General features: G+C 56.1%; 22 protein-coding genes and 1 tRNA gene. 7 read left to right on the top strand and 16 right to left on the bottom strand.

All coding sequences use genetic code 11. From position 1 onward, the window contains the following. The 5 genes from C7H09_RS17220 to gloB form a co-directional block, all read right to left on the bottom strand. Window positions 1–1,026 (bottom strand): ABC transporter permease, encoded by a 1,026-nt coding sequence (locus C7H09_RS17220; protein ID WP_106765022.1) that lies wholly within the window; start codon window positions 1,024–1,026, stop codon window positions 1–3. Continuing rightward, window positions 1,027–2,112, bottom strand: a complete 1,086-nt coding sequence (locus C7H09_RS17215; RefSeq protein ID WP_106765020.1) for a microcin C ABC transporter permease YejB — start codon at window positions 2,110–2,112, stop codon at window positions 1,027–1,029. A 44-nt stretch (window positions 2,113–2,156) separates the two neighbouring features. Next, window positions 2,157–3,980, bottom strand: coding sequence for an extracellular solute-binding protein (locus C7H09_RS17210; protein ID WP_106765017.1), 1,824 nt, complete (start codon window positions 3,978–3,980; stop codon window positions 2,157–2,159). 12 nt (window positions 3,981–3,992) lie between these two features. Continuing rightward, entirely contained in the window at window positions 3,993–5,729 is a 1,737-nt protein-coding gene (locus tag C7H09_RS17205) for a LysM peptidoglycan-binding domain-containing protein (protein WP_106765015.1), read from the bottom strand. A gap of 153 nt (window positions 5,730–5,882) precedes the next feature. After that, complete coding sequence (gloB, locus tag C7H09_RS17200) at window positions 5,883–6,680, bottom strand: hydroxyacylglutathione hydrolase (RefSeq protein WP_106765012.1); 798 nt, start codon at window positions 6,678–6,680, stop codon at window positions 5,883–5,885. 115 nt (window positions 6,681–6,795) lie between these two features. Between gloB and C7H09_RS17195 the strand changes: the two genes are divergently transcribed. From C7H09_RS17195 to C7H09_RS17175, 4 genes are all read left to right on the top strand, one after another. Further along, window positions 6,796–7,602, top strand: coding sequence for a class I SAM-dependent methyltransferase (locus tag C7H09_RS17195; protein ID WP_106765010.1), 807 nt, complete (start codon window positions 6,796–6,798; stop codon window positions 7,600–7,602). Continuing rightward, window positions 7,602–8,045 carry a ribonuclease HI gene (gene rnhA / locus C7H09_RS17190; protein WP_106765007.1) on the top strand — a complete coding sequence of 148 codons (444 nt, stop codon included), beginning with the start codon at window positions 7,602–7,604 and terminating at the stop codon, window positions 8,043–8,045. The genes C7H09_RS17195 and rnhA overlap by 1 nt, the downstream gene beginning before the upstream one ends. 85 nt (window positions 8,046–8,130) lie before the next feature. Further along, window positions 8,131–8,841, top strand: a complete 711-nt coding sequence (gene dnaQ, locus C7H09_RS17185; protein ID WP_106765005.1) for a DNA polymerase III subunit epsilon — start codon at window positions 8,131–8,133, stop codon at window positions 8,839–8,841. Between the two features lie 211 nt (window positions 8,842–9,052). After that, window positions 9,053–10,759 carry a FimL-related protein gene (locus tag C7H09_RS17175; protein WP_106765001.1) on the top strand — a complete coding sequence of 569 codons (1,707 nt, stop codon included), beginning with the start codon at window positions 9,053–9,055 and terminating at the stop codon, window positions 10,757–10,759. A gap of 70 nt (window positions 10,760–10,829) precedes the next feature. Here the strand turns inward: C7H09_RS17175 and C7H09_RS17170 are convergent, their stop codons facing one another. Continuing rightward, on the bottom strand, window positions 10,830–11,144 hold the full coding sequence (locus C7H09_RS17170) for an SCP2 sterol-binding domain-containing protein (protein ID WP_106764998.1): 315 nt from the start codon (window positions 11,142–11,144) through the stop codon (window positions 10,830–10,832). Window positions 11,145–11,371: 227 nt separating this feature from the next. Here C7H09_RS17170 and sohB point away from each other — a divergent pair, with 227 nt between their 5' ends. Continuing rightward, window positions 11,372–12,436, top strand: coding sequence for a protease SohB (gene sohB / locus C7H09_RS17165; protein WP_106764995.1), 1,065 nt, complete (start codon window positions 11,372–11,374; stop codon window positions 12,434–12,436). A 45-nt stretch (window positions 12,437–12,481) separates the two neighbouring features. On the opposite strand, the gene C7H09_RS17160 is transcribed toward sohB, so the two are convergent. The 4 genes from C7H09_RS17160 to metH form a co-directional block, all read right to left on the bottom strand. Then, window positions 12,482–12,988 (bottom strand): DUF934 domain-containing protein, encoded by a 507-nt coding sequence (locus C7H09_RS17160; protein WP_106764993.1) that lies wholly within the window; start codon window positions 12,986–12,988, stop codon window positions 12,482–12,484. Beyond that, window positions 12,981–14,633: a nitrite/sulfite reductase gene (locus C7H09_RS17155; RefSeq protein ID WP_106764991.1), complete on the bottom strand. Its 1,653-nt coding sequence runs from the start codon at window positions 14,631–14,633 to the stop codon at window positions 12,981–12,983. The genes C7H09_RS17160 and C7H09_RS17155 overlap by 8 nt, the downstream gene beginning before the upstream one ends. A gap of 351 nt (window positions 14,634–14,984) precedes the next feature. Next, entirely contained in the window at window positions 14,985–15,245 is a 261-nt protein-coding gene (locus C7H09_RS17150; RefSeq protein ID WP_106764989.1) for a DUF2970 domain-containing protein, read from the bottom strand. A 13-nt stretch (window positions 15,246–15,258) separates the two neighbouring features. Further along, window positions 15,259–18,957 carry a methionine synthase gene (gene metH / locus C7H09_RS17145; protein WP_106764987.1) on the bottom strand — a complete coding sequence of 1,233 codons (3,699 nt, stop codon included), beginning with the start codon at window positions 18,955–18,957 and terminating at the stop codon, window positions 15,259–15,261. 247 nt (window positions 18,958–19,204) lie between these two features. Here metH and nfuA point away from each other — a divergent pair, with 247 nt between their 5' ends. Beyond that, window positions 19,205–19,792 (top strand): Fe-S biogenesis protein NfuA, encoded by a 588-nt coding sequence (nfuA, locus tag C7H09_RS17140; RefSeq protein WP_106764984.1) that lies wholly within the window; start codon window positions 19,205–19,207, stop codon window positions 19,790–19,792. Between the two features lie 96 nt (window positions 19,793–19,888). Here the strand turns inward: nfuA and C7H09_RS17135 are convergent, their stop codons facing one another. The 5 genes from C7H09_RS17135 to C7H09_RS17115 form a co-directional block, all read right to left on the bottom strand. Beyond that, window positions 19,889–20,215 (bottom strand): TusE/DsrC/DsvC family sulfur relay protein, encoded by a 327-nt coding sequence (locus C7H09_RS17135; RefSeq protein WP_106764982.1) that lies wholly within the window; start codon window positions 20,213–20,215, stop codon window positions 19,889–19,891. 3 nt (window positions 20,216–20,218) lie between these two features. Continuing rightward, a complete protein-coding gene (tusB, locus tag C7H09_RS17130) occupies window positions 20,219–20,506 on the bottom strand; it encodes a sulfurtransferase complex subunit TusB (protein WP_106764979.1) in 288 nt (95 codons plus the stop codon). 17 nt (window positions 20,507–20,523) lie between these two features. Continuing rightward, window positions 20,524–20,874: a DsrE family protein gene (locus C7H09_RS17125; RefSeq protein ID WP_106764977.1), complete on the bottom strand. Its 351-nt coding sequence runs from the start codon at window positions 20,872–20,874 to the stop codon at window positions 20,524–20,526. A gap of 2 nt (window positions 20,875–20,876) precedes the next feature. Next, a complete protein-coding gene (tusD, locus tag C7H09_RS17120; RefSeq protein WP_106765518.1) occupies window positions 20,877–21,281 on the bottom strand; it encodes a sulfurtransferase complex subunit TusD in 405 nt (134 codons plus the stop codon). A gap of 95 nt (window positions 21,282–21,376) precedes the next feature. Then, window positions 21,377–22,096 carry a Bax inhibitor-1/YccA family protein gene (locus tag C7H09_RS17115; RefSeq protein ID WP_106764975.1) on the bottom strand — a complete coding sequence of 240 codons (720 nt, stop codon included), beginning with the start codon at window positions 22,094–22,096 and terminating at the stop codon, window positions 21,377–21,379. 292 nt (window positions 22,097–22,388) lie between these two features. On the opposite strand from C7H09_RS17115, the gene C7H09_RS17110 reads away from it, so the two are divergent. Further along, window positions 22,389–22,479, top strand: a tRNA-Ser gene (locus tag C7H09_RS17110). A 121-nt stretch (window positions 22,480–22,600) separates the two neighbouring features. Here the strand turns inward: C7H09_RS17110 and C7H09_RS17105 are convergent. Further along, window positions 22,601–22,804, bottom strand: a 204-nt coding sequence (locus C7H09_RS17105; protein WP_206074354.1) for a transposase, incomplete at its 5' end; no start/stop codon positions are given.

The raw sequence follows: 22,804 nt of genomic DNA, 5'->3' as shown, positions 1-22,804 counted from the left end.
TCAGTTTTTTCTCGGGTCAAAGGCATCGCGCACGGCTTCGCCTACAAAAACCAGCAATGTCAGCATGATGGCCAGGGAGGCGAAGGCTGACAGGCCCAGCCAGGGGGCATGAAGATTGGCCTTGCCCTGTGCGATCAGCTCGCCCAGTGACGGCGATCCGGCTGGCAGGCCAAATCCGAGAAAGTCCAGCGAAGTCAGGCCGGTAATGGCACCCGTTAAAATGAAGGGCAGGAAAGTCAGGGTGGCAACCATAGCGTTCGGCAGTATGTGCCGGAACATGATTTTTCGGTTATCCAGCCCCAGCGCTCTTGCCGCCTTTACGTACTCGAAATTCCGCGCCCTGAGGAACTCCGCCCGAACGACATCTACCAGCCCCATCCAGCTGAACAGCAGCATAATACCCAGCAACCACCAGAAGTTCGGCTGCACAATGGCAGATAGGATGATCAGAAGATAGAGCATCGGTAAGCCGGACCATATTTCGATAAAGCGCTGGCCGAGCAAGTCTACCTTGCCGCCATAGTAGCCCTGCAGTGCTCCCACAGCCACTCCGACAATAGAGCTGGCAATGGTGAGTGTAAGGCCAAACAGTACCGAAATCCGGAACCCGTAAAGCACGCGGGCTGCAACATCCCGCCCCTGGTCATCCGTTCCCAGCCAGTTTTCTGCGCTTGGGGGCGCAGGTGAGGGCACATCCAGCTCGTAGTTGATGGTGTTGTAGCTGAAACGGATCGGTGGCCAGAGCATCCAGCCATTAGCCTGGATTTCGCTGGCAATGAACGGGTCGCGGTAGTCTGCCTCGGTGGGTAGAAAGCCGCCGAAGGTTTCTTCGGGTATGCTCTGGAAAACCGGAACGTAAAGATCGCCCTGGTAAGAGACCAGCAGCGGTTTGTCATTGGCGATCAGTTCGGCTACCAGGGATAATCCGAAAAGCGCAAGAAACAACCAAAGGCTCCAGACGCCCCTGCGGTTCGCACGGAAATTGGCCAGTCTGCGACGCTGGATAGGGGAGAGTGTGCGCCTCATTCAGGCACCCTCCCGGCTTTCGAAATCAATACGAGGGTCTACCAGTACGTAAGTCAGGTCGCTGATCAGCTTCATGATCAGTCCCATCAGGGTGAGTATGTAAAGAGTACCAAAGATAACCGGGTAATCACGGTTCAGCGCTGCTTCAAAGCCAAGCAGTCCAAGGCCGTCCAGGGAGAAGATAACCTCAATCAGCAGTGAGCCGGTAAAGAACAGTGACACCAGAACCCCGGGCATGCTGGCAATGACAATCAGCATGGCGTTGCGGAACACATGGCCGTACAACACCTGTTTCTCTTCAAGCCCCTTGGCCCTGGCGGTGACCACATACTGCTTGCTGATTTCATCCAGAAACGAGTTTTTGGTCAGTAGAGTCAGCGTTGCAAAGCCGCCAATCACATTGGCGGTCACCGGAAGGGCAAGATGCCAGAAATAGTCTCCGATCTTCTGGTACCAGGTCATCTGGTCAAAGTCCGGCGATGTCAGCCCCCGCAGCGGGAACCAGTCGAGATAGCTGCCACCGGCAAACAGAACGATCAGCAAAATGGCAAACAGGAAACCCGGTATGGCATAGCCGACTACGATAGCGGAACTGGACCAGACATCGAAACGGGAGCCGTCAGCCACCGCTTTTTTGATGCCCAGGGGAATAGATACCAGGTAAATGATGAGGGTAGACCAGAGCCCAAGTGATATGGATACCGGCATCTTTTCGAGGATCAGTTCGATCACACTCCGGTCACGAAAAAACGAATTACCGAAGTCGAATGTTGCGTAGTCGCCAAGCATCTTCAGGAAGCGTTCGTGAGCCGGTTGATCGAAGCCATACATGGCTTCCAGATCCTGCAGCAGTTCCGGCGGCAGGCCTCTGGACGCTCGACTATCGCCGGAACTGGTGGCAACTTCGCTGCCGGTATCGCCACCACCGGCGCGGGCCAGAGCGCTGCCACCGTGGCCCTCCATCTGGGCCAGGATCTGTTCAATCGGCCCTCCGGGTGCGGCCTGAACGATGACGAAGTTCAACAGCATAATTCCCACCAGCGTGGGAACAATCAGGGCGAGCCTGCGAAGAATATAGATGCCCATTCAGGGAGGAATCCTTCCTTATTTTGAGCCCGGGGAACCGGGCTTCAGGGTTCTATCCACCAGTTATTCAGATCAACGCCGTCTTTGGGCGTGAGTTCCGGGCGTTTGAGCTGATGCCAATAGGCGATGCGGTCTTTGCGCAGGTGCCAGTGGGGAATCACGTAATGGCCATGCAGCAGAACGCGATCCAGAGCGTGGGTGCGATGCAGCAGAGACTCGCGATCCGGAGCCTGAATAACCAACTCGACGAGGCTATCGACCACAGGGTCGGAAACCCCCATAAAGTTGCGTGAACCTGCCACACCGGCGTTGCTTGAATGCCAGTAGTCCCGCTGCTCGTTGCCGGGGGAGTCGGACTGTGGCAACACCTGGGAAATCATATCGAAATCGAAGTTGCGTACCCGCTGAACGTACTGGTTGCTGTCGACCATACGCACGGTTACGTCAATCCCCAGTTTTTCCAGATTCTGTTTAAATGGCAGCACCACCCGTTCAAAACTTTTCTGGAACAGCAAAATTTCGAAAGCCAGAGGCTTACCGGTTTCGCTATGTACCATTTTGCCGTCCCGGATCTGGTAACCGGCGTTGGTCAGCAGTTTCAGTGCGGTGCGAAGATTGCCTCGCAGGGTGTTTTCACCCACGGTGTCTGGCGGTGAGTAGGCCTCGGTGAATACGGCGGGGCTCAGCTGATCCCGGTAGTTGTCAAGAATGGCCAGTTCCCGACCGTCGGGAAGGCCGGATGACGCCAGATCGCTGTTCTCGAAATAGCTGCTTGTGCGGGTGTACTGATCGAAAAACAGGTTGCGGTTGGCCCACTCGAAATCAAAACCGTAGGCCAGTGCCTTGCGCACCAGTGGATCCCGGAATACGGGCTTGCGGGTATTGAACAGGAACCCCTGCATACCGGTGGGTCGGTGGTGCTCTACCGCAGCTTTAACAATATCGCCGTTCTCGAACTGACGGCCGGTGTACGCCGTGGCCCAGTTTTTGGCCGAGGTTTCCAGCCGGAAATCAAAGTTGCCCGCTTTAAATGCCTCAAGGGCGACCGTATCGTCGTTGTAGTACTCGTAAGAAACTCTGTCGAAGTTGAACCTGCCCCTGCGGGTGCCCAGATCTTCCGCCCAGTAGTTATCTACCCGTTCGTAGGTAACAGACCGGCCTGCCTCGAAGGAGGCGATGCGATAGGGGCCGCTGCCGACCGGGATGGTCAGCCCGCTGCTCTGAAAATCCCGGTCTTTCCAGAAATGTTCCGGCAGTATCGGCATCTGCCCGAGGATCAGTGGCAATTCCCGGTTATCCGCGTCGCCAAAATCGAAACGAACCCGGTGACGGTTCTCAATAGTGACGGATTCGACGTCGGCATAGTAGTTCTTGTAGAAAGGGTGCCCTTCCGTGGTAAGAATTTTGAACGAAAAGGCGACATCGTTGGCGGTAATGGCTTTGCCATCATGGAATCGCGCCTGCTTGTTCAGATTAAAAATAACGAAACTACGATCTTCCGGAACCTCAACGGTTTCAGCGATCACGCCATACTCTGAAAAGGCTTCGTCTGCAGACGACTCCAGAAGTGTGTCGTAAACGTAGGTGTTGATTCCGGCTGCTGCGATGCCTCGAATAACGAACGGATTGAAGCTGTCAAAGCCGTTGGTAACCACAGACAACTTGAGCTCACCACCCTTTGGGGCATCAGGGTTTACATACTCGAAATGCCGGAAACCCTCGGGGTATTTCAGCGCTCCATGCATCGCAATGCCATGCAGGGGGGCAGTTGCCCGGGCTTCCGGCTCAGCCTCTGCCGTTAACGCTGTGCTGGCGAGCAGTAGGCTGGCGGTGAAAATGCATAATGAGGCTTTTGGTATTTTTATCATGGATCTCGTACGTTACGGGCTGTTTCTTATGTCCACGTAGAGTACCAGACTTTGACCGGGTTGCAGATAACGCTTGGTGTTAAGATCGTTCCATGATGCGATATCCCGCACATTCACCGAGAATCGGCTCGCGATAGCAGACAGCGAATCACCGCTGCGCACACGATAACCAACTTTGCGCACCATGGACTTTCCGCGTGCCGTGTTACTGGCGGACGAAGCCTGGGCAGTTTTGGACCAGATCACCAATTCTTTGCCGGGAATCAGCGGATCGCCAGGTGCCATGCCGTTCCAGGCAGCAACCTGGCGCACGCTTACCCGGTGTTCACGGGCTATGTCCCAAAAAGTATCGCCCCGGCGAACGGTGTAGCGGAGTTTGTTGCCACTGCGTGTGCGCTGTTGCTTCTTTTCCAGGCGCTGGGGCTGGCTTAGCGCATAGCTGTTGGAATTTTTGGTGGCAGACGGAATCAGCAGTTGCTGGCCAATGCGGATCAGATCGCTGTTGAGTTTGTTGACTTGCCGGATTACCGCAGGCGTTGTGGCATACTTTCGGGAAATGGTGTTCAGACTATCGCCCTTGCGCACTTTGTAGTTGCGCCAGCGAACCCGCTGTGATTCAGGAAAGCTGGCCAGGGCGCTCTGGAAGTCCGCGGCTTTATCCCGCGGAATCAACAACCGGTGAGGGCCATCAGGGTTCGTGGCCCAGCGATTGTAGGACGGGTTCAACAGATAAATTTCGTCGATGTCGACTTTCGCAAGTTCCGCCGCCTGGGCAAGATCCAGTTGTGAGCCGGTATCAACCACTTCAAAGTAAGGAGCATCTTCCACGGTTGGCAATGTCAGCCCATAGGCTCCAGGATCATCAAAGATTTTTGCCAGTGCAATAAGCTTGGGTACGTAATGCCGGGTTTCTGTGGGCAGTGACAACGACCAGTAGTCGGTGGGTTTGCCGGCGTTGCGGTTCCGGCGCATGGCGCTGGACACAGTGCCACCGCCAGAGTTGTAGGCAGCCAGCGCCAGCATGTAGTCACCATCAAAGCGGTTCGCCAGCCGCTCCAGATAGTTGAGCGCGGCGTCTGTTGCGGCGATCACGTCGCGCCGGTCGTCATGCCACCAGCTCTGGGTCAGGCCGAAGTACTTGCCGGTCGAGGGAATGAACTGCCACAAACCGGCAGCTCGGCCATGGGAATAGGCAAAGGGGTCAAAGGCGCTTTCCACAATGGGCAACAAGGCAAGTTCAGCAGGCAAGCCCCGCTTTTCAGTCTCTTCAATAATGTAGTGAAGGTAGCGGGTACCGCGCTCAACTACCCGGTTAATATACTTCGGATGTCGGACGTACCAGTCCAGTTGTGCCTGAACGCGATCGTTGTCGACCGAGTGATCCATGACAAAACCGGAGCGAAGGCGGCTCCAGAGATCAGCGTTGTCAAGGCCGTCGCCCGCCTGGCGCTGCGGGTTATCGAGTTTTTCCCGGGCGTCCCGGGCCTGGGCCTGAAGTTCCGGAGATATTGCGTCATCAAGTGGTGACTGCTCTTCGGTTTCCGTGCCTGTAGCAACATCGGCTTTCAGGTCTTCATCGCCTTTGGCGACAACGACTTGTTCAGACTCAAGTGGATTCGATGATGATTCGTTCTGGTCATCAGAAAACCACATGGAGGGCGAGTGCCAGTTTTCGGCAATATGTTGGGTGCTGCAGCCTGTAAAAAATGTAGACGCGAGCAGTAAGCAGGAGATGCGTTTGGCTGGCATAGATATTCGATTCCGGTTGTTGGCGGCATATGTAAAAAAAGCCGCTATATTTAATTAGTTGCGAATCAAAACTGCTCCGGATTCTATGGGAGCGGGGGTAACAGGGCAAGCTGGGCCCTGTTACGGCTTTGAGATAAATTGTTAAGCTTTTGTTCAGAAGTGATCTTTGCCGTGCCTGACCGCTGCGAAAACGGAAGCAGGACTGTTATCAGCGGAGAGCCCCGCAGCGTTCGCGTAGTCCCTTGCGGCAGCGATCACCTCCGGATCGTCCCAACGCAGAAAGAGGTTCAGTTTTTTCTCCTGGCCCAGAGTGCCGGGAACTGTTGGCTGGCCCTGATTGCGTAGCGCCTGACAGTCTGCTTCAAATTCTGCCAGTGCGGCATCACCCGGTAGCCAGTGGCGGGCAAACTTCAGGTTGGCCAGGGTGTATTCATGGGCACAGTAGACGGCTGTGGTATCTGGTAGAGCCCGCAGTTGTGCCAGAGACTTTTGCATTTGCCCGGCTGTGCCTTCGAACAGACGGCCGCAACCACCCACAAACAGGGTGTCGCCACTGAAAAGAACCGGTTGGCCTTCAACGGGCGTATCGCTGAAATAAGCAACGTGATCCAGTGTGTGCCCAGGCACTGCATACACCCGGAAGCGGATATCCTGCCACACAACCTCACTGCCGGAGGTGACGGTTTCGGTGCATTTCTTGAACGGGGAGTTGTCCGGCCCAATAATTCGAAGATCGGGAAACTGCTCGATCAAATCCCGCACGCCACCTACGTGATCCGGGTGATGGTGGGTGATCAGCAGGGTGTCTGCCGCCAGATTATTTGCGCTGAGGAACTCCAGAACCGGTCTCGCCTGGCCCGGATCAACAATCAGTGCCTTGCCGCTGTCGGTGTCGCAAAGACACCAGATGTAGTTGTCAGAAAACGCGGGTATCGGATGAATTCGAAACATGGTCGCCCACTGTGTTTAAAAAGTGTGCTTGATATGATAAAGCAATCAGTGGGGCATCCCAAGGGTAGCGCCCGATAACGGTGAACGTGCAGTTTAACCAAACAGGAGAAGTGCGGTGGCAGATTCCGGTGCGCCTGATTTTGTTTCCCGTCACGAGAGCTTTGAGCGCTGGTTTCAGACGCCTCTTGGCCGTGCTTTGCTGGCCAGTCAGCGTGCCGTTCTGGATCGGGAGCTCAAAGCTGTAACCGGTGCACGGCAACTGCAGGTAGGCCTGAGCCACCGGCTGCCGCTGGCGACGGGCACCGATTTTGCCCAGCGAATCATCGGGTGCCCGGCGTGGCATGCGCACATGCCAGAAGGTGTTGCTGTGTGTGATGCGGCCGAACTGCCGTTCCCCGGCAGCTCCATGGATCTTGTGATTCTGCACCATACTGCTGATTTTTCAACAGACCCGCATCAGGTATTGCGGGAGTCTTGCCGAGTCTTGCGTGGTGAAGGAACCATCGCTTTGATCGGCTTCAACCCCCTGAGCTTCTGGGGGGTGCGGAGGTTGCTTGCGCGGCAGCGCCTGGGCCCTTGGGGTGGCAGGTTCCTGATGCGCGCACGGATGGAAGACTGGCTGAGGTTGCTGGGCTTTGAGCTGGAGAACAGTGCAACCTATTTTTGTACGCTTCCTCTACAGCGGAAAAAGGGTGGGGATCGCCGCTACCGGGTAGCGTCGCAAGGTAAGCCTCACATGCTGCCCGTGGGCGCCTATTACTGTATCCTTGCGCGCAAACGGGAGTATGCACGTATCCGGCCCAAGCTGGCCTGGCACCAGAAAAAGGTAATTACCCTGCCGGGAGCCGTAAGCGCATCCGGGGGCTGCGCCAGCAAGTCCTCTACTTCCATATCGGAATGTCAAATCAAACAGGAGCAGTGATGTCGGGCAAGGTTGTGATGTACACCGATGGTGCCTGCAAAGGAAATCCCGGGCCTGGTGGTTGGGGGGTGGTACTGCAATACGGCGATGCATCGAAAACCCTTCACGGTGGCGAAAACCAGACTACAAACAACCGCATGGAACTGATGGCGGCGATTTGCGGATTGAGAGCTCTGAAGAGAGCCTGCGAAGTGGAGCTTTATACCGACTCTCAGTACGTTCGCAAAGGTATCACGGAATGGCTGGCGGGCTGGAAGCGTAATGGCTGGAAAACGGCTGCCAAAAAGCCCGTGAAAAATGCCGATCTCTGGCAGGAACTGGACGCAGAAACCCGGCGTCACACCGTGAACTGGCACTGGGTAAAAGGCCATGCCGGAAACCCGGGGAACGAGTTGGCCGATGAACTGGCCAACCGTGGTGTAGCGGAGCTTGCAGGCGGATAGGGGGCTGCGCGGCTGAGCACAATTTTTACCGCGCAGACTCCCGACCCTGAATGCACATCGATCAAGCAATCAAAGCAGGTTAGTGATGAGACAGATTGTACTGGACACCGAAACCACGGGTATCGACCCGAATGATGGCCACCGGATTATCGAAATCGGTTGCGTGGAGGTGATCGAGCGCAAACTCACGGGACGCAATTATCACGTTTACATCAATCCAGAGCGGGAGGTCGAAGCCGAAGCCATCACTGTGCATGGCATTACCAACGAATTTCTGGCCGACAAACCCCGTTTTGCGGAAGTTGCCGAAGAGTTTTTCAGTTTTATTGAGGGTGCGGAGTTGGTAATCCACAACGCGGCGTTTGACGTGGGCTTTATGGATTCCGAGTTTGCCCGCCTGAAACCAGTGCGTAAAACCGCAGATCATTGCGGTATTGTCGACACCCTGGCAATTGCCCGGGCCAAGCATCCGGGCCAGAAGAATAATCTGGATGCGTTATGCAAGCGCTACGGCGTTGATAACTCCAACCGTGAACTGCACGGCGCTTTGCTCGATGCCGAGATTCTGGCCGATGTCTATTTGCTGATGACCGGCGGGCAAACGGCTTTGTCGCTGGATGCAGACTCGGGCGAGGGAGGCGCTATTGGCGGTATCCGGCGGCTTGCAGCGGGTCGGAAGCCGCTGCGGGTCGTTCGCGCCACAGACGAAGAGGCCAGCGCCCATGAAGAATTGCTTGGTGTGATGGAAAAGCAGGCAGGGCAGACAGTGTGGGCGAAACTGCAGGGCGCAGAATGAGAACCAGGTCCTGCTGTACCAAATGTTACACGCCGGTTTTGTTGAGCAACTTGAGTTTTGTGTTATAAGTAATGGTTAGTTCGCGCGTTTTGCGGCTTTTTCCCGGTGGAACCGAGGGAACTTCCATCAGGATCCGGATTTCCTGCACCTGCGGCAGGCTGCAGTTTACGAACAGGATGCGGTAGTCTCCGCAAGTTAACAGGAAGCGTTTATGGTTCAATCGTCTCTGGCGACGAAATCGCAGTCGTTTGATCTGGTCAAAAATGAAATTGAGCAGACCATCAAGCAGGCCGAGTCCAGCCTTGAACGCTTTCAGGAAAACCGTGAAAGCGGCGAAGATCTGCAGAACTGCGTCGATTACCTGAACCAGCTTCGCGGCATCTTCATTCTGGTGGAACTGCGGGGTGGGACACTGCTGTGCCAGGAGGCCGTTACGTTGGCCAACGACGTGCCTGTCGGGGCTAACGATGACAAGAACATCCTTCTGACATCGCTAAACAGCGCCCTGTTCATTTTGCGTCGCTACGTTGAGTACTACCAGCAGCAGCGGGAAGATCATCCTGAACTGTTACTGCCGGTTATTAACGAACTGCGCGAAGCGCGCCGGGAAAAACCCTACCCGGAGTCCTGCTTCTTCGAACTTACCCACCACGACCACCCCGAATTCTGTGAAGGACTCGGGCTGAAGCCGCCACAAGAAAACGATTCCGGCTACGATGTTCTCGCCCGCCGGATGCGTCTGACTTATCAGGTGGCTCTGCTGGGGGTTTTGCGGGAGCGCAACGAGGTGGTCAGTAAAAAACTGTTTGCCCGATCTGCCCGGGGGTTTGCCCGACTGTGTGAGGGCCAGCCCATGGGGCAGTTGTGGTGCTTGCTGGCACTTGTATCCGATACGATGCTGGACCGTGCCATGGGGTTTAGCAAGGCCCGAAAGCGGCTGCTGATGTCGGTCGAAAAGTATACCCGTGACTTTGTCTATGTGGGCGAGGCAGCGGCAGCCAAAGAAGTCCCCGACGACCTGATCAAGGATCTCATCTACCTGCTTTATCGTAGTGGCTCAGCCAACCCGGAGATCACCCGGGTACTCTCGGCATATCAACTGGCACCAGCCGAATTCCCCGATGCCATACTTGAAGCGCACTCCCGCCGCCTATACGGTCCGGGTACCGATGTGCTCAGGTCGCTGTCGGAGGCCTTGCAAGAAGAGCTTAACCAGCTAAAAGATAAGCTCGATATTATTGAAAGGGGGATTGAGCCCGATCTTGCCGAGCTTGCCTCGATTGCAGATGCTCTTGATCGTCTTGCCAACACACTGCAAATGCTTGACCTCAATCGTCTGGCGGGCATTTCCAGAGAGGAGGCTGGCAAGCTACGGCAATGGGAGGAAGAGAACCGCCTGCCAGAGGAAGACGAACTGTACCGTCTTGCAGACTCCGTGCTTGGAGTTGAGGATGCGGTTATGCAGATCGTTACCCGTGGTATTACGTCTGAAACCGATGCGCTGCTGGGGAGCGAGCGCAAGCGTGAAGAATCAATATACCTTCAGGAAGCCATCTGGGTTGTTGCAGACGAGGCCCGTAGTGCGCTTACACTGGCCAAGCGCGCAATCACCGCGTTTATCGAGTCTGATTACGACAAGCTCCACCTGGCAAACCTTCCTGCCACGCTTCGCAGTATCTGGGGTGGCCTGCAGATGATTAACGATCCGGTTGCGGCAGAGGTGATTGCCCGGGTGGCAGGCTCCATCCAGGATCGCCTTCTGGATGCCCGCGAAGCGCCCGCAATGCAGGTTCTCGAAGCACTGGCCGACGCCCTTACATCACTGGAATACTACATCGAAGGGGTGGGCCACCACGAGGATCGCAATCTGGATCTGTTGAAGCTGGCTCAGACATCACTGGATGATGTGGGCCTGTAGCGGAGGGGTGCAGCACAGACATAAAAAAACCTGCGATTGCGCAGGTTTTTTTTGAGCTGTCGAAACGGGCTTAGCCCATGTTGAACAGTTCGCCCAGCTTGGTTGCCAGCATCATGTCGCCTTCGGCGCGCAGCTGACCGGCCATGAATGCCTGCATGCCGTCAGTCTCACCAGACACGATGCCCTGCAGGGTTTCAGAGTTCATGATCAGGGTAACAGAAGGGTCGTCGTGGGCGCCTTCATGCAGTTTGCAGGAGCCGTCGTTGATCACCAGGTGGTAGGTCTTGTCGTCTTCGATATCGAACTGAAACACCAGATCCAGGCCCTGGGCGGCGTCTGCGTTGAAGTTCTGTTCGAGTTTTTCAAATACCTGAGCTACGGACATTGTTTTACCCTTTTTGATGGTTGTCTTGTCATGGTGACGACTAGTGATCCCTGGCGGAGGACGCCGATTCAGCGGCCCGGGTAGCGCCAACCTCGCAATCCGACTTTATGGTGAGTGTGGGGCTCTGTCAAGCTTGATCGAACGCTTGTTTTAATTTTTGGCGGGCTTATCACGCACAAGACAAGCCGGTACACTGCAGGGTTTACAAAACCCTTGGAGAAAGCACTTTGGAATTTCTGACCGAATACGGCCTTTTTCTTGCCAAGGTCGCTACCTTTCTGGTGGCTGCCGTGATTTTTGTATCGATTATCGTGTCCGCGACCCAAAGGGATCATGATGATCACGAGGGCGACGGTGAACTGAAAATACGAAAACTGAATGATCAGTACAAACGATTGAAAGAGTCGATTCAGGCCCGGTTGATGACCGATGACGAGCACAAAGCCTGGGTGAAGAAAAAGAAAAAGGAAAACAAGGCCGAAAAGAAGAGTGCTAAGAAACAGAAGCCGGAGGCTGATGCCGGGAAATCTGAAAAACGTCGTATTTACGTTATCGATTTTGACGGAGATATCAAAGCCAGCGATACCGATACGCTGCGCCGCTCGGTTTCGGCGGTTCTGAGTGTGGCAGACCCGGAGAAGGATGAGGTGGTGGTTCGCCTGGAAAGCGGCGGAGGCCTGGTGCATGCGTACGGGCTGGCAGCCGCTCAGCTTGACCGGATTCGCGCAAAGGGTGTGCCATTGACCGCCTGTGTCGACAAGGTGGCCGCCAGTGGTGGCTACATGATGGCGTGTGTCGCCGACCGGATTGTTGCGTCGCCATTCGCGATTCTCGGCTCCATCGGGGTGGTGGCCCAACTGCCGAACTTCCATCGCCTGCTGAAGAAAAACGATGTGGATTTTGAAGTGCTCACGGCGGGCGAGCACAAGCGTACCCTGACCGTGTTTGGCGAGAATACCGAAAAAGGCCGCCAGAAATTCCTCGATGATCTGGAAGACACTCATGTGTTGTTCAAGGAATATGTCAGCGAACGCCGGCCGGATCTTGATATCCAGGCGGTGGCCAATGGCGATATCTGGTTCGGGCGCAGGGCGTTGGAGGTCAAGCTGATCGACGAGATCAAGACCTCAGACGAGTACCTGATTGAAGCCTGTGAGCGTGGAGAGGTGGTGTCGGTCTCTTTCCAGCGTAAGCGCACGCTCCCGGAAAAACTCGGCCTGGCAACCAGCAGCGCTCTGGAACACAGTGTCTGGAAACTGTTAAGTGCATTCCGCAACCAGAAAATGCAGTGAGCCAATGAAAAACGCCAGCGATGTTCGGTCGCTGGCGTTTGTGTTTCAGGAGGCTCTTCGGCGGAACAGTGGTTGATCCGTGTCGGTAGCGGCCTGATAAGTCTGGCTAAAGAAGTTCAGGCACCGGGCAGCCTTGGTAATGTCCTTGTCAGCCCGCAGTACAAACGCATCGAAACCACAGCGCTTCATGAACTGCAGCTGATCCAGCAGCACATCGCCAATGGCCCGCAGCTCGCCCCGGTAGCCAAATCGCTCCCGCAGCAGGCGGCCAATGCTGTAGCCCCGGCCATCGACAAAGCGAGGAAAGTTGACGGCGATCAGTGGCAATTCCTGGGCTTTGCCAGCGAGCAGTTCCGGTTCATCGTGGCTATCGAACCAGACACCGATATCCTCCCGCCCGGCAAACTGATCGTACCCGGCCAGCCAGAGATCCGCTGGAATCAGCGCGGCCTGACCCTCAGGAATAGTCAGAGACTCACCCTCGGCAGGGCGCTCGACTACCACCCAGCGATTTTCAAATAGTGCTCCGTCGGCGGCAATTACCTCAGGCATATACCTTCTCCTTGAATGGGGCCAGCCCGACCCGGCGGTAAGTGTCCAGGAAGGTCTCTTCTTCAGTGCGATGATCCACGTACACGTTGATCAGCCGTGAAATCACCTCGGGCATTTCCTCCTGGGCAAACGACGGCCCCAGAATCTTGCCGATGCTGGCGTCGTGGTGGGATGAGCCACCCAGGCTGACCTGGTAGAACTCTTCGCCACGTTTGTCGACACCGAGTACGCCGATATTACCCACATGGTGGTGTCCGCAGGCGTTCATGCAACCGGATATATTCAGGTCGATAGGCCCCAGATCGTACAAATAGTCCAGGTCGTCGAAACGATCCTGAATGGCCTGGGCCACGGGAATGGATTTGGCATTGGCCAGGGCGCAGAAGTCACCGCCAGGGCAGCAGATGATGTCTGTTAGCGTGTTCAGGTTAGCGGTGGCAAAGCCAAGGGGTACAAGGCGCTGCCACAACTCGAACAGCTGATCCTGGCGCACATCCGCCAGAACGATGTTCTGTTCATGGGTTGCCCGGGCTTCACCGAAGCTGAACTCGTCGGCCAGGTCGGCAATCTGTTCCAGCTGGTAGTCGGTCACATCACCCGGGGGTGTACCGGTTTTTTTCAAAGTCAGGGTGACGATCGCGTAGCCGGGCTTTTTGTGGCTGGCCACGTTGTGAGTCAGCCACTGGTCAAACTGACGGTTGTCGAAGCGCAGGCTCGCGAGGGTGTCCGTTGCATTTTCCAGAACCTGATAGTCCGGCTCGGTAAAGTACTGCTGGAAGTGAGAGACCACATCCGGAGTCAGGCGGGTTGGGGAGTCCTTCACCTGTTGCCATTCGGCTTCGACTTTTTCCGCAAAGCCTTCCGGGCTCAGCGCCTTCACCAGTATCTTGATGCGGGCTTTGAACTTGTTATCCCGGCGGCCATAACGGTTGTACACCCGGACAATGGATTCCAGGTAGGTTAGCAGATCCAGTTCCGGCAGGAATTCCCGGATTACCGGCCCGACCATCGGGGTACGACCCAGGCCGCCGCCAACGTGTACCCGGAAGCCAAGTTCACCGGCGCTGTTGCGAACCATTTGCAGGCCAATGTCGTGTACCCGGATGGCAGCACGGTCGGTATGCTCGGAGGCATTGACTGCAATCTTGAATTTCCGGGGCAGGAAGGCAAACTCCGGATGGAACGTAGACCACTGGCGAATGATTTCGCAGTACGGCCGCGGATCGGCGATCTCATCCAGATGCGCGCCGGAGAACGGATCGGTGGTGGTGTTCCGGATGCAGTTGCCGCTGGTCTGGTTGGCGTGCATTTCCACCTCGGCCAACTCGGCCAGAATATCGGGCACGTCTTCCAGGTTCGGCCAGTTCAGCTGAATATTGGTGCGGGTGGTTACGTGGGCATAGCCCTTGTCGTAATCCCGGGTAATTCGGGCCAGGCGGCGCAGCTGTTCAGAGCGAAGCATGCCGTAAGGCACGCAGATTCTCAGCATAGGCGCCAGCCGCTGCACATACAGGCCGTTCTGCAGGCGCAATGGCAGAAATTCCTCTTCGGAAAGCTCTCCCGCCAAGGCGCGCTCGGTTTGATCCCTGAACTGGGCAACACGCTCCCGGGCGATTTGCCGGTCGTGCTCGTCATAAACATACATACTGGAACGTCCTGCCTTCTACATCAGAATGCTTAATTATATGGCGCACAAGTATCTGGATAGCGCCTTATTCCGGGAGAGAAGGATACCACTACGTTTTTATTCTCAAAATGATTATTTCAACATAACATTATCGATTCAGGTGATAAGCGCTCCGTCACTGGCTGGACGAATATCAAATTCCTGCTTTACTTGAGCCTGACGGAGAGCTGATAAACAGTGTGCGACGGGAGATGTGCCATGAAAAAATCTGTGCGAACCGACAGCCAGGTGGATGCGGTAGCGGCGGTGTTGCTGGTATTGCTGGCGGTAGCGTTTGCGGTGGTGTGGGTGGCGGGCCAGTAAGTTACTTTACTGGTTGGCAAGCACCAGTTTCACCACCACAACCAGCACAGCGATGAACCCGGCTGTGAACAGTAGGCCAGCGACTATAAAGGGCAGGGGGCTGTGGTGTGCAAAATCCTCCCGGCGACGCCGGTCCGACTGCACACCGAAAGCACCCGCCAGAATGCTCTGCATGATTCTGAGAACGCCCGGGCGGTTTGCCGGGCGTTCCTCATTGCCAGTGTTGGAGCGGTTGCCGTTGTTGTGATTGTTGTCGGCGTCAGTCATGATTTCCTCAGTGTTATTCAGCCGGGTCGTAGGCCAGGCTCGGCATCAGCCAGCGTTCGGCCTCGGCCTTGGATAGCCCTTTGCGTTTAGCATAGTCCTCAACCTGATCCACGCCAATCTTGCCTACCGAGAAATACTTGGATTCGGGGTGGGCAAAGTACCACCCCGACACTGCAGCCGCCGGGAACATAGCAAAATGCTCGGTCAGTTCGATGCCGGCGTTGTCGGTGGCTTTCAGCAACTCGAACAGGGTGGTTTTCTCGGTGTGATCCGGACAGGCCGGATAGCCAGGCGCCGGGCGAATACCGCGATAGCGCTCCCTGATGAGGTCTTCGTTGGCCAAGGTTTCGTCGCCCGCGTAACTCCAGAACTCTTTGCGGACGCGTTCATGCATGCGCTCGGCGAAGGCTTCGGCCAGGCGATCGGCCAGAGCCTTCACCATAATGGCGTTATAGTCGTCGTGTTTTTCTTTGAACTCTGTCGCGAATTCTTCGGCGCCAATACCGGTGGTGACGGCGAAGCCGCCAACATAGTCCAGCTTGCCGGAACCTTCCGGCGCCACGAAGTCGGACAGTGCCATCATCGCTTTGCCGGGGGCTTTTTCATCCTGTTGGCGAAGATGGTGCAGCACGGTCAACTCTTCAGAGCAGGTTTCGTCGGTGTACACAACGATGTCGTCGCCGCGCCGGCTGGCGGGCCAGAAACCAATCACACCCCGGGCCGTGACCCGTTTGTTCTGCACCATGTCCTTGAGGATCGCCTGGGCATCGTCGTACAGGTTTCGAGCGGCTTCACCCCGCTTCGGATCGTCGAAAATGGCCGGGTACTTACCGGCGATGTCCCAAGAGATGAAGAATGGCGTCCAGTCGATGTAATCGATCAGTTCTTCCAGGTTGTAGTTATCGAACACCTGCACGCCGGTGAAGGCCGGGCGGGGCGGCTCATAACCGTCAAAACTGATCTCCGGCGCCCGATCTCGGGCTTCTTTCAGCGTGACCAGCTTGGTGCGCTCACCGCGGTTTTTACGGCGTTCGCGGATTTCGTGGTATTCCGTTTTGGCGGCATCGACAAACGCGGGTTTGGCGGTTTTGCTTAACAGTTGAGAGGCCACGTTCACACAGCGGGAGGCATCAGAAACGTACAGAGCGATGTCGTTCTTGTACTGGGGCTCGATTTTCACCGCGGTGTGCGCCTTGGAAGTAGTGGCGCCGCCAATCATCAGCGGAATCTGGAAGTCCAGCCTCTGCATTTCCCGGGCTACGTGCACCATTTCGTCCAGAGACGGCGTAATCAGGCCGCTCAGGCCAATGATGTCGACGTTTTCTTCCCGGGCCTTCTCCAGAATCTTCTCGCAGGGCACCATAACGCCCATGTCGATCACCTCGTAGTTGTTGCACTGCAACACCACGCCGACAATGTTTTTGCCGATATCGTGTACGTCGCCTTTCACCGTCGCCATCAGGATTTTGCCCTTGGCTTGCTGTTCCGAGGTTTTTTCAGCTTCGATGTACGGTATCAGGTGGGCAACCGCCTGCTTCATAACCCGGGCACTTTTCACCACCTGGGGCAGGAACATCTTGCCGTCGCCGAACAGATCGCCCACCACGTTCATGCCGTCCATCAGCGGCCCTTCAATCACCTCGATGGGGTGGCTGGCGTTCAGGCGACAGGCTTCGGTGTCTTCGATGATGTAGTTGGTGATGCCTTTGACCAGCGCATGTTCCAGGCGTTTCTCAACGGCCCATTCGCGCCAGCTGAGGTCCTCTTCCTGGGTCTTTCCGGCTTTGCCCTTGAACTTCTCGGCCGCTTCCAGCAAACGGTCGGTGGCGTCGTCGCGGCGGTTGAGCACCACATCCTCGACCAACTCTTTCAAACTTGGTTCGATTTCATCGTAAATCACCAGCTGGCCCGGGTTAACAATACCCATGTTCATGCCGGCTTTGATGGCGTGGTAGAGGAATACCGAATGGATGGCTTCCCGTACCGCGTCGTTACCCCGGAGCGAGAAGGACACGTTACTCACGCCCCCGGAGATCGATGCGTAGGGCAGGTTCTTCTTGATCCAGCGGGTGGCGTTGATGAAATCCACCGCGTAGTTGTTGTGCTCCTCAATGCCGGTGGCGATGGCAAAGATGTTGGGGTCGAAAATAATGTCACCCGGGTTGAAACCAATGCCGGTGAGCACGTCGTAGGAGCGCTTACAGATTTCGGTCTTGCGCTCGAAAGTGTCTGCCTGGCCATCTTCATCAAAGGCCATAACCACCACCGCCGCACCGTAACGCATGCAGTCTTTGGCGCGCTTGATGAATTCATCTTCGCCTTCTTTCAGACTGATGGAGTTGACCACCGCTTTACCCTGGATGCAGCGCAGCCCCGCTTCGATCACTTCCCATTTGGAGGAGTCGATCATGATGGGCACCCGGGAGATGTCCGGTTCCGAGGCCACCAGATTCAGGAAGGTGACCATGACATCTTTGGAGTCCAGCATCCCTTCATCCATGTTGATGTCGATGATCTGGGCGCCGTTTTCCACCTGATCCCGGGCTACACTGAGGGCTTCCTCGTACTGCTCTTCCTTGATCAACCGCAGGAATCGCTTGGAGCCGGTAACGTTGGTGCGTTCGCCCACGTTGATGAACAGAGTGTTTTCGTCACCGGTAAAAGGCTCAAGGCCTGACAGCCGCAAGGCCTTCGGGCGTTCAGGGATTTGTCTCGGCGGATATTTGGCAACCGCTTTGGCAACGGCTTCGATGTGTTCGGGCCGGGAGCCGCAGCAACCGCCAATGATGTTCAGGAAGCCGTCTCTGGCAAAGCCTTCCACGATCTCTGCCATTTCTTCCGGGGTCTGGTCGTATTCACCGAATTCGTTGGGCAGGCCCGCGTTCGGATGCGCAGATACGTAGGACTCTGCCTTGGCCGACAGCTCTTCAACGTAAGGGCGCAGAGCGTCAGCACCCAGAGCGCAGTTCAGGCCCACCGAAATTGGCCGGGCGTGGGCGATGGAGTTATAAAAGGCCTCGGTGGTCTGCCCGGACAGCGTGCGCCCGGAGGCGTCGGTAATAGTACCGGAGATCATGATCGGCAGTTCGACGCCGCTATCAATAAAATACTGCTGGGTGGCGTAGATTGCCGCCTTGGCGTTCAGGGTATCGAAGATGGTTTCGATCAGGATCAGATCCGAACCGCCCTCAACCAGGCCGGAAACCGCCTCGTAATAATTGTCGACCAGCGTCTGGAAGTCGACGTTGCGGAAACCCGGGTTGTTCACGTCGGGTGACAGCGAGGCGGTGCGAGAGGTTGGCCCGACGGCGCCCGCCACAAAGCGTGGCTTGTCCGGGTTGCGGGCCGTGAACTCATCGGCTATCGATCTGGCCAGGCGAGCCGATGCTACGTTCAGCTCCCGGGCAATATCCTCCAGTCCGTAATCCGCCTGCGATAGCCGGGTGGAGTTAAACGTATTGGTTTCGATAATGTCTGCACCTGCATCCAGATAATCCGCGTGGATGTTGCGGAGCAGAGCAGGTTGGGTCAGGTTCAGCAGATCGTTGTTGCCTTTGACTTCCCGTTCGTAATCCTTGAATCGGTCGCCCCGGAATGCGGCCTCGTCCAGTTTCTGGTTCTGGATCATGGTGCCCATGCCGCCGTCAAGGATCACGATTCGCTCCTTGAGGGCTTGCTGCAACTGTGCCAGGCGGGTGTTGAGGTCGGTCATAGAGAGTCTTCCGGGGTCGTGTTTTACATCAGTTTTCGTTATGGCGCGGGATCATAGCAAAAACGTGGAGTGTCGTCTTAGTACGGATGATCATTATCAAGTAACTGTCGTCAACGCCGGGAACCAGTGTTCAGTGGGATGTAGGGGAAACTGATTATCCGTTTAATGCCCGACCATTTTACTTGGTCTTTTATGTTTGTGCGATCTCTCCTAAAATGATCGGTAAACTCGAAAACAGGTAGGAAGCATGGCTTTGGTAACAGTGACTGATTCCGCAAGAGACTATCTTGCGCAACTGATTGAAAAGCAAGATGTTGAGGGGATGGGGGTTCGGATATTTGTAACCCAGCCAGGCACTCGTAACGCGGAAACCTGTCTGGCCTACTGCCCGCCCAACGAGGTGGTGCCCACCGACGAACAAGTCGATCTTGAAAAGTTTACCCTGTATCTTGACCACAACTCTGTACCTTTCCTGGAAGAAGCCTACGTAGACTACTCCAAGGATCAGATGGGCGGGCAGCTGACCATCAAGGCGCCCAATGCCAAGGTGCCCCAGGTAGCCGATGATGCGCCGCTGCCGGATCGGGTGAATTATGTGCTGGCCTCTGAGATCAATCCCAACCTGGCCGCCCACGGTGGTGATGTGTCGCTGGTTGAAATTGTTGAAGAGTCGGTTGCGGTGCTGCGTTTCGGCGGCGGTTGTCAGGGCTGTTCTGCGGTCAGTCTTACCCTCAAGCAAGGCGTTGAGAAGACCTTGAAGGAGCGTGTGCCCGAGATTTCTGCCGTGCGGGATGTAACCGATCACTCCAACACCGAAAACGCCTACTATCAGTAGACGTTCTGGCAGTAGAAGTTCTGGTGTCTTTCCGGGCGTATTGTCCGGCCAGGTTTGCAGTACGGCCACCTTTGGGTGGCCGTCGTCATTTTCGGTTCAGAGGCAGTTTGTCGGTCGCGGCAGGCCGGCGATCCTGCAAGCGGTTTTTGCCGGTGTGCCGGGAAACAGCGTCATCAGATAGATGCTGTCTCCCCGAGCGTCTCCCAGCGTTTCCTTCACCGCTTTCACAAACAGTCGGTTCGAGGGTGGCGCTACTTCATGTGCTTTATAAAAGTCCCTCAAAAACTCTATGATTTCCCAGTGCTTTTCAGTGAGTTCAATGTCTGACTCCTGAGCGATAGCCTGGGCAACCGCCGGTGACCAGTCGGCCGGATTCTCCAGGAAACCTTCGTTATTGCGTGGCGGGAATGGTGTGGCGTTCATGTTCTACCAGTTGATGATGCGTGTGTGTTCTTCGGTTAAGGCTACGAAGCCTGCATAGTCCACGTGTTTTTCGGCGGTCGAGCCTACCCCCCGGGCCTGGGCGTCTGCCTGCAAGGCATGGGTACCCATGGGCAGCGAAATCTGCTGATCCAAGAGTGCGATCACGGCATCTTCAATCAGCAGCAGGGTATCACCATCTGCCTGGGCGGCCAGGCACAGAGCAAATCGGGAATGATCCGGTGCTTTGTTAAGGATGTGCAGAGTTTTTGGGGTATCGGTAGAGTCAGGCACGGTTGCTCCATTGGCTGTCAGTTGGCAAAGACCACACGGTCAAATTGCTTGAGCGTGGCCTGGGAGGATTCCACAAGCGTGCAGCCAGCTATCAGTTGCTCTTTGGTCAGCCCAAAGCGTTCGCAGGAGGTGGCGTCTACCTGAAGCGATTCGACGCCGAACAGACCCGCGGCCGACAGGTTCTTCGCAACCGTCTTCTGACCAATAGCCGTGGCATCCTGGTCTCTTTTCGCCCAGTGGACACCCGCGCCCGTCAATAACAGGCTCACCGGCTGATCGAAGGCAGCCAGGGAGAACGCCATGTCCAGACCCTCCCGGCCAGCCCAGGAGCCATAGGGTGCGCGGTCGATCACAATTAGAGTGTTCATGGTCAGGATGTCCCGTGGAAATAAATGACTCGATCCGAGTGGCTGTTGCTTTCCACCCAGTCTCCGAGCCCCGCCACCTCGAAGGGTGGCAGAAGATTGCTGGCAGCCAACTGGTACCTGGCCTGTTCCGCTTCATCGATAATGCCCCGGCGCAACGCCGACGCAATGCAGGCTGTGGCCGGTATCAGCTGTTCTTGCAGCAGCTCTACCCAGAGTGCAGGCCAGTGTTGTTCGTCGGAAGGGGGCGTGGCCAGCGCTGAGGCCAGATGCACGCCGTCGCCATACAGAAAGACCCGGTCAATGCGGTGCCCGGCGCTGAGCAGGGCTTTGGCAAAGTTGAGCGCACTCTGGGGCGCCTGGGATGTCCAGGGGGCACCGGTGATCACTAGCGTGTAATTCAAGGCCATGGCATTGGTCATCGGGACAAATGGGGAAATCAAGTGTACCTAAAGCAAAAACCCCAGCAAAGGCCGGGGTTTTCGGGTTGTGCCGTACGCTGGTCTCAGTCGTTACCGCTGAACGCTGAGATCAGGTGCAGCAGGGCAACGAACAGGTTATAGATGTTCAGGTATAGGCCTGTGGTTGCCATGATGTAGTTCTGCTCACCACCGTTAATGATGCGGCTGGTGTCGTAAAGAATGAAGCCGGACATCAGGAACACGATGGCCGCACTGATCGCCAGGCTGAAGGCGCTGATTTCAACGCCGAACATGCCAGCAACCACGGCGCCCAGGGCCGCAACCAGCACCACCACCAGGCCAGCAACCAGTACCCCACGCATGAAGCTGAAGTCTTTCTTGGTGGTCAGCACGTAACCGGACAGGGCGAAGAAGACCAGTGCGGTACCGCCCAGAGCCTGCATGACGATCTGGCCGCCATTAGCGAGCTGCAGGTAGTAACTAAGGGTTGGCCCCAATGAGAGGCCCAGCAAGCCGGTGAAGCCAAACACAACACCGATACCCGCACTGCTGTTGGCGGTGCGCGGCAGAACAAACCAGACCAGCGCCAGTGCGCCCAGGCTACAGATCAGGCTGGCGCCCTGGCCGAGCCCCATTGCCATGGAAATGCCAGCCATCACGGCGCTGAAGGCCAGAGTCATCGCCAGTAGAGTGTAGGTGTTACGCAATACCTTGGTCGCCTCCGGCCGAATGGCTTCGGTAGCGGACCCGCGGGCAATCATGCCGCCTTGGTTCTGCGAATAGTTATACTGTCTGTTCTCCATGGTGCTCTCCGTTTGTGATCACCCGAATGATGACCGAATATTGTTCGGTGTCTGGGGCATTCCAGATTCGTACTTCAGATAATAATGCCCGTTACAGAACTTTCAATTGCTTAGGACAAAATTCCACGCCAGGAATTTCATTAAAATGAGGTAATGTTGAAAATTTTCACTATCTGCTTTTCGGGCGTTGACACGAAAATCAGTTCCGGTATTATGCACACCGCTGTCGCCAAGGCGGCAGACAAATGGTTCTGGAAGGTGCTCTGTTACTTTCAGGATTATTCGCAGTAACGGTGGGCTGGCAGAGTGGCTGAATGCAGCGGTCTTGAAAACCGCCGACGGTTAATAGCCGTCCCGGGGTTCGAATCCCTGGCCCACCGCCATTTATTAATTATGCGCAGTATCCAACCGGATAGAGTCACGATTTTCTATTCAGGCAATCAAGACGCTTATAAGCAAGTTCACAACCGTGGCCCGACCACTCGGCACGCCGCCTCAGATCGCCTATGTCAGCCTCATCAGCGAACTCATCCGCCTGAGGTTAAGCGACAGGCAGACCAGATCCCATTCGCCTTGCACGGCATTAAGCCCCCTCAGGCTGAACTGCCGGAAGCCCAGAATATGCTTGATCCAGCCATTAACCGCCCCAACCAGATGCTTGCGCCGGGCGTAAACCGATCGCCCCGTCGCGGTGGCCAGCTTCTCGGC

Source organism: Marinobacter fuscus, assembly GCF_003007675.1.
Lineage (GTDB): Bacteria > Pseudomonadota > Gammaproteobacteria > Pseudomonadales > Oleiphilaceae > Marinobacter > Marinobacter fuscus.
This window is presented reverse-complemented; position numbering and strand designations above follow the sequence as displayed.

Excerpts from the sequence above, each read along its gene's own strand:
- C7H09_RS17220 (WP_106765022.1), bottom strand. The coding sequence starts at position 1,026 with ATGAGGCGCACACTCTCCCCTATCCAGCGTCGCAGACTGGCCAATTTC.
- C7H09_RS17215 (WP_106765020.1), bottom strand. The coding sequence starts at position 2,112 with ATGGGCATCTATATTCTTCGCAGGCTCGCCCTGATTGTTCCCACGCTG.
- C7H09_RS17210 (WP_106765017.1), bottom strand. The coding sequence starts at position 3,980 with ATGATAAAAATACCAAAAGCCTCATTATGCATTTTCACCGCCAGCCTA.
- C7H09_RS17205 (WP_106765015.1), bottom strand. The coding sequence starts at position 5,729 with ATGCCAGCCAAACGCATCTCCTGCTTACTGCTCGCGTCTACATTTTTT.
- gloB (WP_106765012.1), bottom strand. The coding sequence starts at position 6,680 with ATGTTTCGAATTCATCCGATACCCGCGTTTTCTGACAACTACATCTGG.
- rnhA (WP_106765007.1), top strand. The coding sequence starts at position 7,602 with ATGTCGGGCAAGGTTGTGATGTACACCGATGGTGCCTGCAAAGGAAAT.
- dnaQ (WP_106765005.1), top strand. The coding sequence starts at position 8,131 with ATGAGACAGATTGTACTGGACACCGAAACCACGGGTATCGACCCGAAT.
- C7H09_RS17175 (WP_106765001.1), top strand. The coding sequence starts at position 9,053 with ATGGTTCAATCGTCTCTGGCGACGAAATCGCAGTCGTTTGATCTGGTC.
- C7H09_RS17170 (WP_106764998.1), bottom strand. The coding sequence starts at position 11,144 with ATGTCCGTAGCTCAGGTATTTGAAAAACTCGAACAGAACTTCAACGCA.
- C7H09_RS17160 (WP_106764993.1), bottom strand. The coding sequence starts at position 12,988 with ATGCCTGAGGTAATTGCCGCCGACGGAGCACTATTTGAAAATCGCTGG.
- C7H09_RS17155 (WP_106764991.1), bottom strand. The coding sequence starts at position 14,633 with ATGTATGTTTATGACGAGCACGACCGGCAAATCGCCCGGGAGCGTGTT.
- C7H09_RS17150 (WP_106764989.1), bottom strand. The coding sequence starts at position 15,245 with ATGACTGACGCCGACAACAATCACAACAACGGCAACCGCTCCAACACT.
- metH (WP_106764987.1), bottom strand. The coding sequence starts at position 18,957 with ATGACCGACCTCAACACCCGCCTGGCACAGTTGCAGCAAGCCCTCAAG.
- nfuA (WP_106764984.1), top strand. The coding sequence starts at position 19,205 with ATGGCTTTGGTAACAGTGACTGATTCCGCAAGAGACTATCTTGCGCAA.
- C7H09_RS17135 (WP_106764982.1), bottom strand. The coding sequence starts at position 20,215 with ATGAACGCCACACCATTCCCGCCACGCAATAACGAAGGTTTCCTGGAG.
- C7H09_RS17125 (WP_106764977.1), bottom strand. The coding sequence starts at position 20,874 with ATGAACACTCTAATTGTGATCGACCGCGCACCCTATGGCTCCTGGGCT.
- tusD (WP_106765518.1), bottom strand. The coding sequence starts at position 21,281 with ATGGCCTTGAATTACACGCTAGTGATCACCGGTGCCCCCTGGACATCC.
- C7H09_RS17115 (WP_106764975.1), bottom strand. The coding sequence starts at position 22,096 with ATGGAGAACAGACAGTATAACTATTCGCAGAACCAAGGCGGCATGATT.